We start from the raw sequence: 17088 nt of genomic DNA, 5'->3' as shown, positions 1-17088 counted from the left end.
ACATTGAATCGCGCCGGAGGAGGAAAAACCGTCATGTTCCCACTGAACGCCTGGTACGCCGCGGCTTGGGACACCGAAGTCGATCGCACCCTGTTGCCACGCACCATATGCGAGCGACCGCTCGTGCTGTACCGAACCACTTCCGGGAAACCGGTGGCGATGGCCGATGCGTGCTGGCACCGTCTCGTGCCCCTGTCCATGGGCGAGTTGCACGGTGACGATGTCGTCTGCGGCTACCACGGCCTCGCCTACGGGCCCGATGGCCGGTGCACCCGAATGCCCGCGCAGGAGACCCTCAACCCCTCCGCCGCGGTCGCCTCCTACCCTGCGGTGGAGCGGCACAGGTTCGTCTGGGTGTGGCCGGGCGACCCCGCGGCGGCCGACCCAGGTCTCGTCCCGGACCTGCACTGGAACGACGATCCGCAGTGGGCCGGGGACGGTGAGAGCATCCTCCTCGACTGCGACTACAGGCTCGTCCTCGACAACCTCATGGACCTCACCCACGAGCAGTTCCTGCACGCGGACAGCCTCGCCAGCGACGAACTCTCCGAGGCGGAACCCGACGTCGCACACGACGACCACTCGGTCACGCTCACCCGGTGGATGTCTGGGATCGAGGCGCCCCCCTTCCTGGCCATGCAGTTGCGCCGCAAGAGCCCTGCCTACGACGGGCCCGTCGACCGGTGGCAGGTCATCCGCTTCACCGCGCCCACGACGATCACCATCGACGTCGGTGTCGCGCCGACGGGAAGCGGGGCGCCGGAAGGCGACCGGAGCGCCGGCGTCAACGGCTATGTACTCAACACGGTCACACCTGCCACGGCCGGCACCTGCCACTACTTCTGGGCCTTCACCCGCAACTACCACCTCCACGACCAGAGCCTGACCACCCTGCTCCGCGACAGTGTCTCGCGGGTCTTCGGTCAGGACACCGAGATGCTCAACGCGCAGCAGCGGGCGATCGAGGCCAACCCGGGACACGAGTTCTACAACCTCAACATCGACGTCGGCGGTATGTGGGTGCGCCGCATCATCGACGCACAGGCCGCTCGGGAACAGGGACGAGTCCGCACACCCCCGAGCCGCTTGGCGGCCGTCGCGGCCACGACGAGGGAGACGGCATGACCAGCACCGCCGACACCGCGATCGTGGTGAAACGCACCGAACTCGTGCCGGACATCGTGGAATTGGTGATTCGCCCGTCCAGACCGGTCCGGTCGGTCCCGCCGGGCAGCCACATCGACATCACCGTCCCCCTGCCGGGCGGGCCGGAGACGCGCTCCTACTCGCTGGTCGACCGGGGCCAGGACGACGGCCTGCTCCGCATCGCCGTACGCCTCCAGCGGGACGGGCGTGGGGGATCGCGGTGGATGCACGACCTGCGCCCCGGCTCGGAGATCGGCTTCACGGGCCCGGTCGACGGGTTCCCGCTGAGCCCGGGGTGCCTGCCCAGCCTGCTCCTCGCCGGCGGCATCGGGATCACCCCCGTCGTCGGGCTGGCCCACGCCCTCAGCACACGAGGCGCCGACTACCGGCTCGTCTACGCCGGCCGTTCCCGTGACCGGATGGCCTTCGTCGACGACCTGGAGCGGGAACATCCCGGCAGGGTCAGGGTCTTGGAAGACAGGCACGGAACCTTTCTCGACCCGGACGGAGTCGTCGCGTCGGTCCCCGACGGCGGCGTGCTGTACGTCTGCGGCCCGATGGGGCTGCTCACCGCTGTCCGGTCGGCCTGGGAGCGTGCCGCCAGGCCGCCCGCCGGACTCCGCTTCGAGACGTTCGGCACGAGCGGCTCCCTTCCTGCGACACCCTTCCGCGTGGAGGTCCCCGCGCGCGGGTTGAGGTTCGACGTGCCCGCCGGCACGAGCCTCCTGGACGCTCTCGAAGGTGCCGGGGTGGAGATGATGTACGACTGTCGCCGGGGCGAGTGCGGCCTGTGCAGAGTCGCGGTACTCGACGCCGCCGGTCAGGTCGACCACCGGGACGTGTTCCTTTCGGAGCGTCAGCGCGCCGGAGGCCGGACGATGTGCGCGTGCGTGTCCCGCGTCTCGGGAGCCTCCCTCACGATCGATTGCTGAACACACCGGGCAGCGCGGAAGCACCGGATGCCTGTGCGGGCGGCAGGTCCTGCTCCGTCCAGATGCATTTGCCGTCGTGGAGATAGCGGGCGCCCCAGCGCCGGGACAGGGCGGCGACGAGTTGCAGGCCTCGCCCGCCCTCGTCGGTGTGACTGGCGTGCCGGATACGGGGGGTGGTGAGGCTCCCGTCGTAGACCTCGCAGATCAGTGAGCGGCTGCGCAGCAGGCGCAGGCGGACGGGGTCCTTGGCGTGCCGGACGACATTGCCGACCAGCTCGCTCACCAGCAGCTCGGTGGTGAGCACGAGGTCGCCCAGCCCCCATGCGTCGAGCTGTTCCCTCACATATTCCCGGGCCTGACCGGCTGCCTTGGGATCGTTCGGCAGGTCGAGGGCGGCGACATCGCGGGCTGCGGTGCACCGCGTGTGCACGATGAGCAGGCCGGCGTCGTCGGTCGTCTGTTCATGGTCGGGCAGCAGACCCGACACGACCGTGTCGCACAGCTCGTCCAGGCACCGGACGACGGCGTCCTCGTCGGCGGCCGCGAAACAGGCTGTACCGACTGCGGGGCGGGACAGCAACTGCCGAAGTTGCTCGACTCCTTGGTCGGCGTCCCGTGTCGCGGATTCGACGAGCCCGTCGGTGTACAGGACGAGAAGGCTCTCGTCGGGCAGACGCAGCTGGTGCGTCTCGAAGGGCGGCCTGGCGGCGCCCAGCGGCGGATCGGGCGCGGCATCGGGGCTGTGCACGGCGCCGTCGGGATGCACGACGACCGGCGCCGGGTGCCCGGCCAGCGAGTAGGTGCAGGTGCGGGCGACGGGATCGAAGACGGCGTACAGGCAGGTGGCGTAGAAGTCCTCACCGAGGTCGCAGACCAGGTCGTTGAGACGGCTGAACAGCTCGTCGGGGGGCATCTCCAGATCGGCGAGGGTGCGGACGGCCGTGCGCAGCCGCCCCATCGTGGCGGCCTCGGCGATGCCGTGCCCCATGACGTCGCCGATCACCAAGGCGACCCGGTCGGCGGACAGGGGAATCAGGTCGTACCAGTCACCGCCCACCTCCTCGCCTCGCCCCGCGGGCAGATACCGGGCGGCGGCGCGGGCGGCGGGCAGGCGCGGCAAGGTCCTGGGCAGCAGCCCGCGCTGCAGTTCCCGGGCACGGGCGTGCTCCACGTCATACAGGCGGGCCCGCTCCAGCGACTGACCGACCAGACCGCTCAGAGCCGTCAGCAGGGTGCGCTCCTCGTTGCTGAAGGAACGCGGACGGCTGAACGACACCACGCACAAGCCCATGGCACGGCCAGAGGCGATCATGGGCAGAAACGCCACGGCCTCCTTCGGCGATGCCTCGTTCACCCTCCTCATCGTCGGATAGCGCCGGGAGATCTCGGCTTTGGCCTCGATGAACCGAGGCGTACGGGTGTGCAGTACATCGCGGACCGGGGCGTGCGCGGCGAGCGGCATCCCGTCGAGCAGGCTGAGGAACTCCTGCGGATACCCGGCGGCGCCGACGACGTTCAGGCGCCCGCCGTCGAGGATCTGGAACACCAGCCCATCGGCCCCGAAGGGCGGCAGGACGTATGCGGCGACGGCTTCCACCACGTCGCGGGTGGTGACGGCCTCGGCCAGCGCGGCGGTCAGCTCACCCACGCGTACCGACCGCTCGGCTCCGGCTGCCGGCTCGGGCCCGTCCGACGCGACGGGCCCGCCGCCGAGGCGTCCACCGGCCCACCCCGCCAGCGCGCGGAGCAGGTCCTGCTGCGCCTCGTCCGGCTCACCGGGCTCTGCCATGAGCACGGACAGCACACCGAGGGGCCCATCGGCACCGGGAAGGGGTACTGCCGCCGTGCCGGCCGCTCCGGTGCCCAGGGCGTCTCCGTCCACGCGGGCGAAGCCACCCCGCCGCAGGGCGTGCGCGGGGGCCACGTCCTGCTCGTCGGACAGATCGGCCCACTCCCCCGCGCTTGCCTGGGCGAGCCCACTGGCCGCGACCAGGCGCAGCCGACAGGCGGCACGGTCATGTCGGTGCACCAGAGCGCCCAGCCCGCCCAGACACGTCGTCGCCTGCCGGAGGAGGAGGGCCAGCGCCTCCGTGGCCCACGGAGGGTCCCCTCGGACGTCTTCGCGCGGGGGCGCCGGGGATCCGGGCGGCAGCCGCTCGGAGTGCTCGGCATCACTGACGGGGCCAGCTTTCTCAGCCGTCACCGCGCCTCCCGCTCACCGTGCACAGCGGGGCGGCGGCTAGGTCTCCACCACTGAACAACCGGACATAAGTGGCATTTGCGGCAAGGCTATCACTGGCTCTGGCCAGCCCGTTCCCGTTCAGCGGGGAAGGTGGGCTCAGCCTGCCGCCAGTGCTTCCCGCACGGACAGCTCGGCGTCGTGCCCGTAGATCCACCCGTTGTGGGCGAACGGGTCCGCGTTCGAGAACGAGGCGTCCCTGGCCTGCTGAGCGGGGCCGTCGGGCAGGTGGTTGCTCTGCGCCCTGCTCCGGCTCATCTGCTGCACCCTGGTGGCGCGCGGGCGGCGGATGTCCTCGTACCGGCGCAGGGCGGCAGTGGGGTCTGCCGGACGGCCGGCGAGGCAGGCCGCCAGGACTGCGGCGTCCTCCATCGCTTGTGCCGCGCCCTGGGCGAAGAAGGGAAACATCGGGTGTGCCGCGTCGCCGAGCAGCGCGACGGGCCCGTTCGTCCAGCGGGGCAGCGGGTCACGGTCGAGCAGCGCCCACCGTCCGGTGCTCTCCGCGGCCGCGAGGAGCGCCCGCAGCTCGTCGGACCACCCGGCGAACTCGGCGCGCAGGTCCTCGATCCGCCCCTCGGCCGACCATGACTCCGTCGTCCAGTCGTCCGCCGGACCGAATGCGACGATGTTGATCTGTGCGCCACCGGAGATCGGGTAGTGGACCAGGTGGCGGTCGGGGCCGAGCCACAGCGTCTGGACCGGATGACACGCGAACTCCGGCGCGCTCCCGGCCGGCACGAGGGAGCGCCAGGCGCACATGCCCGAGAACCGCGGCGAGCCCGTCTCGGTCACGTACCGCCCCACGGTGGTGTGGACGCCGTCGGCGCCGACGACCACGTCGGCGACCTCCCGCGTTCCATCGGTGAACGTCAGCTCCACTCCCGTGTCCAGTCGGCGCAGGCCGGCGAGACGCATCCCGAGCAGTAGCGCCCGCTCGGGTACCGCAGCCCGCACCGCGGCGAGGAGGTCGGCGCGGTGGGCGACGTAGCTCTGCTCGCCAAAACGCCGTTCGCATTCCTCGCCGAGGTTCTGGGAGAAGAGCACGCGCCCGTCCTGCCAGCGCCGGAACTCCCACCCGACCTCCAGCGGCACCGCGCGTTCGCGGAAATGGTCGAGCCGGCCGAGGCCGCGCAGCAGCCGTACGGCGTTCGGGGAAACGACGAGACCTGCTCCGACCTCGGTGAGGGCGGGCGCCTGCTCGTACACGGTCGCCTCGATCCCTGCCCGGTGCAGGAACGCGGCGGTGGCGAGACCGCCGATCCCTCCGCCGACCACGGCCACCCGCATGCGGGGCGTTCGTCTCTTGTCCGTGCTGGTCATGCATCGTTCCTTCCGTACGCGGCCGTACCCGGCCCCGCTGTGTCCGCGGGAGCGAGGACGATGTCGAAGCGGACACTCGACCAGGACCGACCCCCGAGATCGCGGCCGTCGGGCGTGGGTGTGCTCGCCGGGTGCTCCACGAAGTCGTGGATCAGCGAGTCCTTGACTCCGAACACGGCGTCGCTGCTGAGGAGTTCGTCACCGCGAACGAAGATGTGAGTGATCAGGGTCCGCTTGCCCGCGGCGCGGACGTCGAAGTGCAGGTGCGAGGCGCGCATGGGGGAACGGCCCACCGCGGCGAGCAGCGCGCCGACCGGACCGTCGTGCGGAATCGGGTACGGGGTGGGGGTGATCGCCCAGAACCGGTAGGCGCCCGACTCGTCACTGAAAAGGTGGCCCCGGGCCGCGGTGCGGTCGTCGTCGTACTGCACGTCGTAGAAGCCGTCCTCGTCGGCTTCCCACACCTCGATACGGGCCCCCGGTACCGGTTTCCCGTCCGTGTCGGTGACCGTTCCCTCGACCCAGCACGGCTGCCCGGCGGCGCCGAAGGAGAGGTCCCCGCCCAGCGGGATCCCGGGTGAGCCTTCGACGAAGAAGGGTCCGAGCACGGTCGCCTCGGTGGCGTTCGCGTACGCCTCGTTGTTGATCGCGATCGTCTGCATGGACGCTCCGAGCACGTCCGACAGCAGGATGAACTCCTGCCGCTTGTCGTCGGTGATGTGCCCGGCCGCGGTGAGGAACTCGATCGCGGACGCCCACTCAGCCTCGGTCAGGCGCACCTCGCGCAGGAAGGCGTGCAGATGTCGGGTGAGGGCCTGCGTCACCTGCTTCAGCCGCGGGTCCCGCGCGGTCTCGAACGAGGCCACGACCTTGTCCACCAGGGCCTGCTCGCGCGTTCGCTGCTCGGCGGTCACCATGTTCCGCTCGTTCACCGTCGGCTCTCCTCCTCATTGCTCGTCAGCCGCGGGTCCGCACCCCGCCACGCCGCACGCAGCAGGCGCTGAAGGTCTCCGGCCGTCACCGGCCGCGGATTGCCGTCCGGCACCACGTCCAGGACCGCCTGCACGGCGTCATCCATCTCGGTCTCCTTCACCCCGTAGTCGCGCAGCGCCTTGGGCGCGTCCACGTCCCTCCGGAGCCGCTGCAGCCCCTCGATCGCCGAATCGGCGCCGAACGCGGCAGCGATCCGTCGCTCGGCCCGCGGGGCGGCGGGCGCGTTGAACGCCAGCACGTAGGGCAGCACCACCGCGTGGGTCTGAGCGTGCGGAAGGTCGTACCGGCCGCCCAGGACATGGCAGATCTTGTGATGCAGCCCCGAACCCGCCGACGAGAACGCCACCGCGGACAGGTACGTCCCGTACAGCGCCTGCTCCCGGCCCGGGAGGCCCATCGGGTCGGCGACCACCGCGGGCAGGCCCGCCGCCAGCGCACGGATCCCCTCCCCCGCCAGCGCCTGGTCGATCGGGTCCACGCGCGGGCCCCACATCGCGTCGACGCAGTGCGCCAGTGCGTTCAGGCCCGACGCGACGCTCATCGCCACCGGCAAGGACACCATCAGCGCCGCGTCGTACACGACGGAGCGCGGCAGGACGCGTGCGTCGACCCCGGTGGTCTTGCGCGCCTGCTCGGTCAGACCCCACACACTGGTGGCCTCCGAGCCCGCGTAAGTGGTGGGAACGGCGAGGATCGGCATCCCGCCGGTCAGCGCGATCGCCTTAGCCAAGCCGGTGGTGGAGCCACCCCCGACGCTGAGCAGCAGGTCCGCCCGGTGTTCGACCGCCGCGGCGCGAGCCCGCTCGGCCACCTCGACGGGGACGTGCATCACCACCTCGTCCCACCGCAGTACGACCGGGAGGTCGGCGGTGACCGCTCGCGCGAGCTCGGCCTCGGCGGCTGCCGCGATCACCATCACCCTCGAGGCGCCGAGCCGCTCCACCTCCGCCCGTACTCGCGCCGCCGCCTCACCGGAGGCGAAGACGACCTTCTGAGTCAGACTTTCGTGCTCGAAGCTCGGCAACGGCCTGTCGATGCACTCGGCGCCAAGGCCGTCGCCCCGCGACGTCCCGGTCATCTGCATGCCCGGACTCCTTTCTGTTCTGAGACTGGGAGAGAGAGTCCGGGGCGAATCCCACAAGGGTCACTACGATGTCCGCTGAACGGACATCTTCCTGCCCGACGGCATCTGCCGACCGGAGAATTCCGGACGCGGAAGGTCCGCCACCACGGCGAGGGGAGCCGACACGGCCAACAGCGGCGACCGCGGTCGCACCGTCATGTCCAGGGCCCTGGCGATCCTGGAGGCGTTCACGCCGGGCCGCCGGGAACTGACCCTCGCCCAGATCTGCCGCCTCACCGGCCTCCGCCACGCCACCGCCCACCGGCTGGCCGGCGAACTGACGGCGTGGGGGGCGCTGGAACGCCTGCCGAGCGGCGTCTACGTGATCGGCCTGCGGCTGTGGGAGTTGGGCGCGCTCAACCCGCGTGGCCTGCCTCTGCGCGTCCTGGCGATGCCCGTCATGGAAGACCTGCACGCCGCCACGCGCCAGCACGTGCAACTAGCCGTCCTGGACGGCACCGACGCCCTCGTCGTCGAACGGATCTCCTCGGCGGGAGCGGTTCCGGTGGTGTCCCAGGTCGGAGGACGGCTGCCTCTGCACGCGTCTGCCGCCGGTCAGGTCCTGCTGGCCCACGCGGGCGAGGAGTTGTTCACCGAGGTACTGGGGAACGGCCTGGCTCGTCTCACGCCCAGGACCGTCACCGACCCGGCCACGCTGCGTCTGACGCTGGCGGAGTGCCGCCGGACCGGTGTCGCGGTCGTACACGAGGAGATGAGCCCGGACGCCCATTCGGTGGCGGCGCCGGTCACCGACTCGAAGGGCCGCGTGGTGGCCGCCCTGTCCGTGGTGAGCGTCGACGCCCGAACGCATCTGCTCGTGCCCGCTGTTGTGCTGGCCGGACGGGGCATATCGAGGGGCCTGCGGGCCGACGCCGCGTCGTAGGAATCCGCCCCGGCATGTGCATACACACTTACCTCCCACCCCACCATTCAAGCGCATACACCTCGCCCGAAGTCGCGCTTTCCCGTACACCACCCTTTACAGCCCCGTCATAGTGTGCACACTTAGCGATGCGAGGCGAGTTGCAGGAGATGCGGCCCGGCCCGCACCAAACACCACTCGCTGATCCGGCCACGTGTGCCTGCAGCCTCCGCGCCCATGCCTCGGCGCGACGCCACCCACCCCCACAAGCCATGTGAGAGGAATCGTCATGCTCAAAGACAGTCACGGAGGAAGTCGTGGCAATGCCACCTGGCCTCCGGTGACGCTGCTGGTCCTCGCCATCTGCGGGATCGCCATCGTCGCGGATGGGTACGACGTCGTCATCTACGGCGCTGTCATCCCGTCCCTGCTTCACGAACACGGGTGGGGCCTGACGCCCGCCGGTGCCGGTCTGATCGGTTCGTTCGCGCTGATCGGAATGCTCATCGGAGCCACAACACTCGGCACCCTCACCGACACCCTGGGCCGGCGCAAGATGCTGATCGCCTGTCTGGCCTGGTTCTCGGTGATGACGGGCCTGTGCGCGACCGCCACCTCCCCGGAAGTGTTCGGGCTCTTCCGGTTCCTCGCCGGCCTCGGCCTGGGCGGCGTACTGCCGACCGCCAGCGCGCTGAGCGGCGAGTATTCGCACCCCAAGGCGCGCAACCTGGTGTTCGCGATCATCTTCAGCGGCTTTCCCGTGGGCGGCATCATCGCCGCGCTGACAGGCATGTCCGTCATCCCCCGGTTCGGCTGGCAGGCGATGTTCCTGCTCGGTCTCCTCCCGCTGGTCCTGGTCGTGCCCCTGGCCCTGAAGTTCCTGCCCGAGTCGATCGCCTTCCTCCGCTCGAAAGGCCGGTACGCCGAGGCGGAGAAGACAGCCCGGCGCTGGAACATCGCGCTCGATGACGCGGCTGAGGAAGGACCGGCGCCCACCCAGTCACCGACCGCTACCGGCCCGAGCGGCATCTCGCCCGTGAAAGCCCTGTTCTCGCGCGACTACGCTGTCGCGACTCTGTGCTTCCTGGTCATGTCATGCCTGTGCCTGTTCATGATCTACGGCTACAACACATGGCTCCCGGAAATCATGGGTCGGGCCGGCTACTCCTCCGGCTCGGCACTCGGCTTCCTGCTGATGTTCAACCTCGGGGCAGTCGTCGGCCAGCTCCTCATCTCCCTGGCCGCCGACCGGCTGGGCTCGAAACCGATCATCGTCACGACCTACCTTCTGTCCGGCGTGGCCGTGGTCCTGCTCAGCCTGCGGCTGCCCACGGCAGTGCTGTACGCGGCCGTCGCGCTGGGCGGCGTCGGGGCGATGGGAACGCAGACGTTCGTCCTCGCCTACGTCTCCAAGTACTACCCGGTCCGGATGGGCGCCACGGCGTTGGGCTGGGCGCTGGGCTTCGGCCGCGTCGGCTCGATGCTCGCCCCTCCGCTGCTCGGCCTCATCATCGGGGCGGGGCTGGCGTACCAGTGGAACTTCTACGCCCTCGCGGTACCCGGCGTCATCGGCGCCGCACTGATCGGACTGGTTCCCCGCGCTCCCGGCGATCCGGCGCCGGTGGAACACCCCAGCGCCGACGGGACCGCGCGCTCCCTGCCGGAACCGACCTGACCCGCACAGAGGCGCTCCCCGTGAAGCGGTTCTCGTCGCCGAGCTGATCCTCCATCCCGTCGCGGTACGCCTGGTGGATCGTGCCGCGCTTGCCGTGGCACACGTCCCTCGCCAGCTGTGGCGGGACTCCTGCACGGTGAGCTGCCGGTTCATCTGCCGTCGGTAGGTGTCGTCCACCGGGTCGACCACCCGCAGCAGGTGCTCGGTCTTGGCGATCCGCCCGTACTCCGCGAACGCCGCCCCGAGCGGGGTCGGGCGGCCGTCGCGGCCGAACATCCGCAGCATGTCGTAGGCGCGGACCTGGTTGATGACCAGGGAATCGGCGACCTTCAGCATGTCCGGCCAAGTTGTGATGACGTTGTTCAGGTTCACGCGGTTGCGGGCCAGGTCCTCCGCCGCGCCGTAGGTGCCGGTCTCAACGCCGGGCATCGTGGCCCGCCAGAACCGCTGGTCGTCCAGGTCGCGGAACCGAGGGCTGAAGTTGTAGCCGAGGATCTTGAAAAGGCCGAACACCATGTCGGAGTACGAGGCGTTGTCGGTCGCCACCATCTCCGGCTTCACCCCGCCGTCCAGGTTCAGCAGCGCGTCCAGGATGTGCAGGGAGTCGCGCGGGGTGCCGGGGACGACCATCTGCCCGATGCCCGCGACCTGGTCGTTGACGGCGTTGAGCCAGGTGATGCCCCGCTTGAACCCGAAGTACTTCGGCGACGGGGCGACGTTGATGGTGCGCACCGGCACCTGGAAGCGCAGCCCGTCCACGGAGGCGAGCCGTCCGTCGCCCCAGCAACGCACTATCGGGATGCCGGCCTGGGCGGCGATCAGCGCGGCCTTCGCGGCGGCGATGGTGTCGGCGCGCGGGTAGTGCTCCGGGTGGTGCCGTCACCGAAGGCGTCGAGGAACCCGGTCCAGGCGTCCACCTCGAACAGCAGGTCCGGCAGGTCGATCTTCGGGGGAATCTTCTCGACCCGCTTGCGCAGCCAGGTCAGGGACTTCGGTTCGCCGAGGGCGCCGAGCTTGTCGACGTTCAGCTTCACCCGCCCTCGACCGCGTCCCAGTCGGGCCCGTCCAGCAGGCGGGCCCGCGGGTTGGACCAGCGGTGCGAGGGGGCGGCGAAGACGTCGCGGTTGTTCAGGGCCCGGTGCGGCTGCTCCAGCACGCACACCACGTCGCTTCTTCGATCCGCCCGACAGGGATCAGGCCGTCGAGGCCGTCGACGACGAACTGGGACGCGGGGCATGGCTTCGAACTCGTCTCGTGAGTCGTCGTTCAGCACCGTGTGGATCAGGTGACGGATGCTCAGCGATGGCTGGTCCCGCCGGTCAGTCGATGCCGTCGATGATGCGGAAGTCGCGCTCGACGCCGTCGGGGAGGGCCACCAGCGCCTTCTGGTATGCCTCGCTCTCGTATGCCGCGACGGCCTGTTCAAAGCTATCGAACTCGATCAGAACGACGCGTTGCGTAATTCCGGCCTCGTGGGCGACGACTCGACCGCCACGGGACGGGATCCGGGACAGGGTGCGCCCGCCCCCAGCCTGGACAGCCGGACCGGCCAGCTTGTCATAGGCAGCCAGCCCCTCAGGGTCGGAAATGGCGGGGTAGACACTGACCCAGTAGCCCTTGGCCATGGAAACCTCCTGTGTTCGGCCGGACACGTCCGACTTCCAATTGACACTCAGATCGATCAATCCCGGCGACCGGTACTACGGTCATTTCAATCGCCATATACGCAGGTTAGGACTTGATGTGCGGTCGAGGGAAAGACCGGTACGGGATAGACTCAGAACGGATCGTTATCAATCGGCAGGGAGGCCACGTGGCGCCGGATACGGTGAGCCTCCGGTATTTCCTGGTGCTGGCGCAGGAGTTGAACTTCACCCGCGCGGCCGCACGGATCGGTATCGCACAGCCCGCACTCAGCGCCCGGATGCGCCGATTGGAGGCGGAACTCGGTACGGCCCTGCTGGTCCGCAACACGCGTAGCGTCGTATTGACCACGGCCGGTGCGGCTTTGGCGGAGTCCGCGCCGCCCGCGCTGGCGGCGCTGGACCGGGCGTGGGACACCGCCCGGAGCGCGGCGGCCGGTGAACTGGGCACGCTGCGCATCGGATACAGCCTCAGCACCGGGGCCGAGACGGTACCGGCCCTGGTGGACAGGCTGATTCGTGGCAACAGCGGACTCGAGGTCGGCGCGGTCCCGATGGCGACACCGGAGATCTCCCCCGCGGTCGCCGACGGCCGCATCGATGCCGGGATCACCCGCGGTGAACAGCCGGGCCGTGGCGTTCGCCGGTTCCTGCTGCGGCGTGCGCGCATCGGGGTCCAGCTGGCGCAGCACCATCCGCTGGCCGAACACCCGGAGATCGGGATCGCCGACGCGGCCGCGTATCCGCTGCGACTCCCGGACCGTGCGGCCAACCCCGTGATCCACGATCAGCTGTCCGCACTGTTCCGAGACACCCGACCACACCCCCGATTCCACACGCCCGCAGTCTCTTTCGACATGTCTCAGCGCGACCTGCGCGACGGGGTGACCCTCGCCCCGGCCGGAGAAGCCGCGGCCACGGCACAACCGGCCGGTCTCACCTGGCGACCGCTGCGAGGCGCGCCCAGCCTGACGATTCACCTGGTCCTCCCACGCGAGCAGTCGCCACTGCACCGCCGCATCCGTGCCGTCGCCATAACCCTGGCGCACGAGCTGCACTGGCTGCCGGACTGACGCGCAAGAGGTCAAGCGAGACGGACGCCTGCGGTGGCGAGGCCGAAGACCCTGAGCCCGGCGGACTTCGCGGTGATGACGACGGCGGTGGTCTTGCTGCATGTCCGACACGACCTCGCTACGCCGGCGGATCTCCATCCGATGATGGCCCCGGGTCCGGTCCGAGTCGTACACCGCGGCGACGTCCTCGCCCAGCCCGAGATCTCGGCGGATACCGCGCCTTCGCCGACGCCGAACCGGACAAGCACTGGTAACCGGCGGGAACGCCCGCCGTCAACAACGTCCATGACGTCGGTCAATGCCTAACGCCAATCAGGGCTCTACCTCTCCCCGGCCATGGTCGACCACGCTCGGCGGGCCCAGTCGGCGCTGCGGTTCGACGAAGCGCGAATGCAGGCCCTTCGGGTCGAGGACGGTGCGCTCGGCGAAGTGCTAGCCCACTACTCGATGATCCATATCCCACCTGGAGAACTGCCCGCGCTGCTCGCTGAGCAGATGCGTGTTCTGGCACAAGGGGGTCTGCTCCTGCTGTCCTTCTGCGGGACCGAGGGGGCCGGAGCCGGTCGCTTCGATCACAAGGTGGCGCCCGCCTATAGCTGGCCAGCGGAGCAGTTTGCCGAGTTGCTGGCCGGGGCCCCGAACCCTGGCCAATCCGGCCATGCCGGGCTCAGGCCCACACACAACAGGAGGCGCACCCCATGCGCCGACAAGCCCCGGATGCGCCTCCCTCATTCCGCCCTGACGGGCGGGAACGGAGATTCCTCCGGCCTGCCCGGCCGTGCCGACCTGCTCGCCAACAGCGACCGGCTGCTACGCACCGGCCGCCGCGACCGCGTGTGAGGCTGGCAGCCGCAGGCGGTGCAAGGACGGTGGTGGCATAAGCCCCGGAGCGGGGTGGTCTACCACCAGGGGGTACATGCGATGCTGCTCGTGGTGCCGAGGCTGGTCAGCTGTGCGCAGACACGGAAGGCTCGGCTCGCCGAGCTGCTGGTGGGGTAGGCCGCCGTCGTTAGCCTGGCGCCGGCCGAGAACGTTGCGAACGGACCGCACTGGATCCAAGACTGCTTGTTGTCGTTGGTGACATCCATCCAGACGTGTCCCTTGGCCGTGGGACCCCAATCGCCGGCTCCGCCGGTGGTCAAGACGCCCCACCCCATCTGTCTGCCGCCAACGGTTCCGGTCTGCATCGCGTACGAGGCAACAGCATGGGGATTGTTGATCACCAGCGCTCCTGCCCCTGCCACACCCCGGCCACTGAGGCTGTCGGGGATGTCGGTGAAACCATTCGCACCTCCCGTGCAGTCCGACGCCGCCGCCTGAGCCGCACCGGAAGACCCGGCCACGAGCCCTGCCCCGAGCATGAGCGCGGCCGCCCCCACGCTGAAGATCCGGCGAATGCTGTGCATGTCTTCTCCCTGGTCTTCGTGCTGACGGCTCCCGCAGCTCGGCGCTTTGCCGTAATGCCCGACTCCCGGAACCCTCGCCTTGTAGTCACAACGGTTATCGCCGTTACTCGAATGGAGCGTTCACGTCGCTTCCGCACCAGCTGCCTTAGCGGCCAGAATTTCCCCCGAGTCAGCGCCTCGAAGCGTAGAGCGCGCCAGGAGCGTCACGTCCTGACAGATGTCAGGGTGCGGCATCCACCGCCGTTGCCTGCGCCTCCCCACGGGCCCGGGCGGCAGGCCGATCCCAGCCGCTGACCGCGTCGAGGGTGAGACCCCTGGAGCCGGTGGGGCCTGGTCCGCGGCCCGGAATCGCGGTTGTCGACCAGATCACTCTGTTACGGCCAGGCACTCGGCGAGCAGGTCGACGATGTCGTGCCAGGCTCGCTGCGCGTGCCGTGGGTGGTAGCCAACGCCGGGGACCACGGGGTGGTCGACCGGCGGGTGGTGGAAGGCGTGCAAGGCGCCGCCGTAGACCACGAGGCGCCAGTCGACGCCCGCGGCCTGCATCTCGGCGGTGAATGCGTCCCGTTGCGCGGGCGGCATGATCAGGTCTTCCGACCCGACCCCGGCCCACACCGGGCAGCGGATGCGCGCCGCCTCGCCTGGTCGGCCCGTGGTCAGCGCGTTGACTGTCGCGATCGCGCGCAGGTTGACGCCGTAGCGCCCGAGTTCCAGCGCGATTGCGCCCCCGGTGCCGTAGCCGACGGCGGCGATCCGGTCGGGGTCGGTCCGCGGCTCGGCGCGGAGCACGTCGAGCGCCGCGTGGCCGATGCCTCGCATCCGGTCGGGGTCGGCGAGCAGCGGCATGCAACGGGCCAGCATCTCCTCGGGGTCGCCCAAATAGCGCCCGCCGTGGAGGTCGAAGGCCAGCGCCACGTAGCCCAGCTCGGCGAGCGCATCGGCCCGGCGGCGCTCGACGTCGCTGAGCCCCATGCCCTCGGGCCCGATCAGGACCGCGGACCGGCGGTCGACACCGGCCGGGAGGGCGAGGTGCCCGATCATCGTCAGGCCGTCGGCCGGGTATTCGACCGTGCGCGTGGTAACCGTCGTCATGCGACTGGACAGTAGTGAGCGTCGAGTCCGGTCGGGCCGCTGTTCTGCCGCTGGCAGAACAGCGCGGGTGTTCCTCTGAAATGCGGCGATGGCTCATGATCCGCCACAAACCCCTTTCCTGCGGCAGCGGTTTCGGATCACCCGCCCTGGCCACGGTGCTGGAGGTGGACCTGCCGGTTCTTCCGACGGGGGCATACCCCGCGCTGGACGAGCAGCCATCGGATGCGCCTTCGATCGCTACAGGGCCCACGCCCTCACAAGAATCGCTGGTCACCGGCTATGGCAGCTTGGACGTGTCGCCGTGATGGAGCACAGGACCACCTTCCTCGCGCACTAAAGGGTGCCGAATCGTGATCGTTTTCTCAGTCCGGAAAAGGGCCAGCGGACATACAGAACTCCTTGCCCGAGCACTCCGCGAACGCGGCCGTGACGTCGAAGTCGAACACCTCCACGTCCACCTCCCCCGCGTGCTGAAGACGGCCGCCTCGTGATCGAGTTCTTGGCCTGGAAGACGCCGAGGTCAACAAGTTGGTACGGGGTCACCAGCGGAGCTTTCGCCATATGTGCTGCCCGCAGTGAGGCCCTCGACGAACGAGCGGAAGTCACCAGCCAGAGCGAGCTCCGTATCGAGGTCGGTCTCAAACCATCGAGCCCAATCCAGCAGTGCCCATCACCGGAGAGCAGCACAAGTGGTGCTGGCAGACCTCACTCCTCGATCAAGTACGGCGTGTCGAGCAACGAGATCATCCCGTCGCGTCGCCCAATGCCCATCAGATCGTCGAAGGGAACGTGGTCCTCGCTCCACAAGGTCGGCCGACTTGTGGGGAACGCATCGTGATCAGCAGCCACACTGCCGCCGTTCTGAACCCGCAGAAGGTCAAGCAGGGCCGAGGGCAGCGTCACACCGAGCAAGCGCTCGGCTTCTCGCACCATCTCGTCGGTCAGAGGCTGCTGCCCGCCGCAATCACCGTCACCTCAGAACGTTGCCATGACCTCATCGAATCGCTCCACGACGTGGAGCCTACGGCTCGGCCGCACTGGCCTCAGGCGGCTTGCAGTACAGACCGGGCTAGCCTGACGAGCCCGGCCCGCTCGATGGTGAGGAGAGCAAGTGCCCAGTCTGATCAACACTGTTGATGTCCGTCCGCGCGGGTACTACAGGACCATCCAGATCGGCCCCATCCTCTTCGAACAAGCGCCGACGGAGGACGACATAGTTCAGATCCCCGGGGAAGGCTGGAGCCTCACCTCCAGCGACAACGATTTTTACCCTTTGGTGCGTTTAGAGGTGTGGGACGGGTCCGCGCCTCACCCATCAGGCTCTTGGGAGTACGAACGGACTTTCCATTCTCCAATGGCAGATCATCTCGCGGTGGTCGACTTGGGTGGCGTCTGCTACGGCGAAATCCCGCTGCGGCCGGGGCACTATCACCTGCGTTTGCTCTGCCGAGGGCGAGATCATGTTGAGGCTTCGCTGGCACTCGATCCCTTCCCTCCTGAAGGGCCGCACGAGGATCCCCTTGAGGTGTGGGGTGTCCAGATTTGGCCTGCCTGAGAAGTCGCATCTTCCGATCCGAGCGGTTC

14 protein-coding genes and 2 pseudogenes are annotated in these 17088 nt (G+C 69.4%); 7 read left to right on the top strand and 9 right to left on the bottom strand.

Translation table 11 applies throughout. The features are described from left to right. The first annotated feature begins 33 nt into the window (after positions 1-33). Positions 34-1125 (top strand): Rieske 2Fe-2S domain-containing protein, encoded by a 1092-nt coding sequence (locus ACFT32_RS09085; protein WP_382487467.1) that lies wholly within the window; start codon positions 34-36, stop codon positions 1123-1125. Beyond that, on the top strand, positions 1122-2078 hold the full coding sequence (locus tag ACFT32_RS09080; RefSeq protein WP_382487465.1) for a PDR/VanB family oxidoreductase: 957 nt from the start codon (positions 1122-1124) through the stop codon (positions 2076-2078). The genes ACFT32_RS09085 and ACFT32_RS09080 overlap by 4 nt, the downstream gene beginning before the upstream one ends. Here ACFT32_RS09080 and ACFT32_RS09075 read toward each other — a convergent pair. The 4 genes from ACFT32_RS09075 to ACFT32_RS09060 all read right to left on the bottom strand — a co-directional run bounded on the left by ACFT32_RS09075 (position 2062) and on the right by ACFT32_RS09060 (position 7708). Further along, a complete protein-coding gene (locus tag ACFT32_RS09075; RefSeq protein ID WP_382487463.1) occupies positions 2062-4281 on the bottom strand; it encodes a SpoIIE family protein phosphatase in 2220 nt (739 codons plus the stop codon). The genes ACFT32_RS09080 and ACFT32_RS09075 overlap by 17 nt on opposite strands. A gap of 135 nt (positions 4282-4416) precedes the next feature. Next, positions 4417-5637 carry an FAD-dependent monooxygenase gene (locus tag ACFT32_RS09070; RefSeq protein WP_382487462.1) on the bottom strand — a complete coding sequence of 407 codons (1221 nt, stop codon included), beginning with the start codon at positions 5635-5637 and terminating at the stop codon, positions 4417-4419. Next, positions 5634-6554 (bottom strand): dioxygenase, encoded by a 921-nt coding sequence (locus tag ACFT32_RS09065; protein WP_382488829.1) that lies wholly within the window; start codon positions 6552-6554, stop codon positions 5634-5636. The genes ACFT32_RS09070 and ACFT32_RS09065 overlap by 4 nt, the downstream gene beginning before the upstream one ends. Before the next feature lie 11 nt (positions 6555-6565). Beyond that, on the bottom strand, positions 6566-7708 hold the full coding sequence (locus tag ACFT32_RS09060; RefSeq protein WP_382488828.1) for a maleylacetate reductase: 1143 nt from the start codon (positions 7706-7708) through the stop codon (positions 6566-6568). 202 nt (positions 7709-7910) lie between these two features. Here ACFT32_RS09060 and ACFT32_RS09055 point away from each other — a divergent pair, with 202 nt between their 5' ends. Together ACFT32_RS09055 and ACFT32_RS09050 are read left to right on the top strand one after the other, a co-directional pair. After that, entirely contained in the window at positions 7911-8636 is a 726-nt protein-coding gene (locus tag ACFT32_RS09055; RefSeq protein WP_382487460.1) for an IclR family transcriptional regulator, read from the top strand. A 268-nt stretch (positions 8637-8904) separates the two neighbouring features. Then, positions 8905-10290 carry an MFS transporter gene (locus ACFT32_RS09050; RefSeq protein WP_382487458.1) on the top strand — a complete coding sequence of 462 codons (1386 nt, stop codon included), beginning with the start codon at positions 8905-8907 and terminating at the stop codon, positions 10288-10290. A 37-nt stretch (positions 10291-10327) separates the two neighbouring features. On the opposite strand, the pseudogene ACFT32_RS09045 reads toward ACFT32_RS09050, so the two are convergent. Both ACFT32_RS09045 and ACFT32_RS09040 read right to left on the bottom strand, forming a co-directional pair. Then, positions 10328-11470, bottom strand: a pseudogene (locus ACFT32_RS09045) (Tn3 family transposase); the annotation flags it as partial. Between the two features lie 139 nt (positions 11471-11609). Continuing rightward, positions 11610-11915 carry a DUF1330 domain-containing protein gene (locus ACFT32_RS09040; protein ID WP_382487456.1) on the bottom strand — a complete coding sequence of 102 codons (306 nt, stop codon included), beginning with the start codon at positions 11913-11915 and terminating at the stop codon, positions 11610-11612. 188 nt (positions 11916-12103) lie between these two features. On the opposite strand from ACFT32_RS09040, the gene ACFT32_RS09035 reads away from it, so the two are divergent. Next, positions 12104-13006, top strand: coding sequence for a LysR family transcriptional regulator (locus ACFT32_RS09035; RefSeq protein WP_382487454.1), 903 nt, complete (start codon positions 12104-12106; stop codon positions 13004-13006). Between the two features lie 315 nt (positions 13007-13321). Further along, positions 13322-13642 (top strand): annotated as a pseudogene (locus ACFT32_RS09030) (class I SAM-dependent methyltransferase); the annotation flags it as partial. A 263-nt stretch (positions 13643-13905) separates the two neighbouring features. Here ACFT32_RS09030 and ACFT32_RS09025 read toward each other — a convergent pair. From ACFT32_RS09025 to ACFT32_RS09015, 3 genes are all read right to left on the bottom strand, one after another. Continuing rightward, positions 13906-14412, bottom strand: a complete 507-nt coding sequence (locus ACFT32_RS09025) for a hypothetical protein (protein ID WP_382487452.1) — start codon at positions 14410-14412, stop codon at positions 13906-13908. A gap of 366 nt (positions 14413-14778) precedes the next feature. Beyond that, positions 14779-15504 carry a dienelactone hydrolase family protein gene (locus ACFT32_RS09020; RefSeq protein ID WP_382487451.1) on the bottom strand — a complete coding sequence of 242 codons (726 nt, stop codon included), beginning with the start codon at positions 15502-15504 and terminating at the stop codon, positions 14779-14781. Positions 15505-16209: 705 nt separating this feature from the next. After that, positions 16210-16437: a hypothetical protein gene (locus ACFT32_RS09015; protein WP_382487449.1), complete on the bottom strand. Its 228-nt coding sequence runs from the start codon at positions 16435-16437 to the stop codon at positions 16210-16212. A gap of 178 nt (positions 16438-16615) precedes the next feature. Here ACFT32_RS09015 and ACFT32_RS09010 point away from each other — a divergent pair, with 178 nt between their 5' ends. Beyond that, positions 16616-17059 (top strand): hypothetical protein, encoded by a 444-nt coding sequence (locus tag ACFT32_RS09010; protein ID WP_382487446.1) that lies wholly within the window; start codon positions 16616-16618, stop codon positions 17057-17059. The last annotated feature ends 29 nt before the right edge of the window (positions 17060-17088 follow it).

It is taken from the genome of Streptomyces sp. NPDC057002, assembly GCF_042673825.1.
Classification (GTDB): Bacteria; Actinomycetota; Actinomycetes; order Streptomycetales; family Streptomycetaceae; genus Streptomyces.
This window is presented reverse-complemented; position numbering and strand designations above follow the sequence as displayed.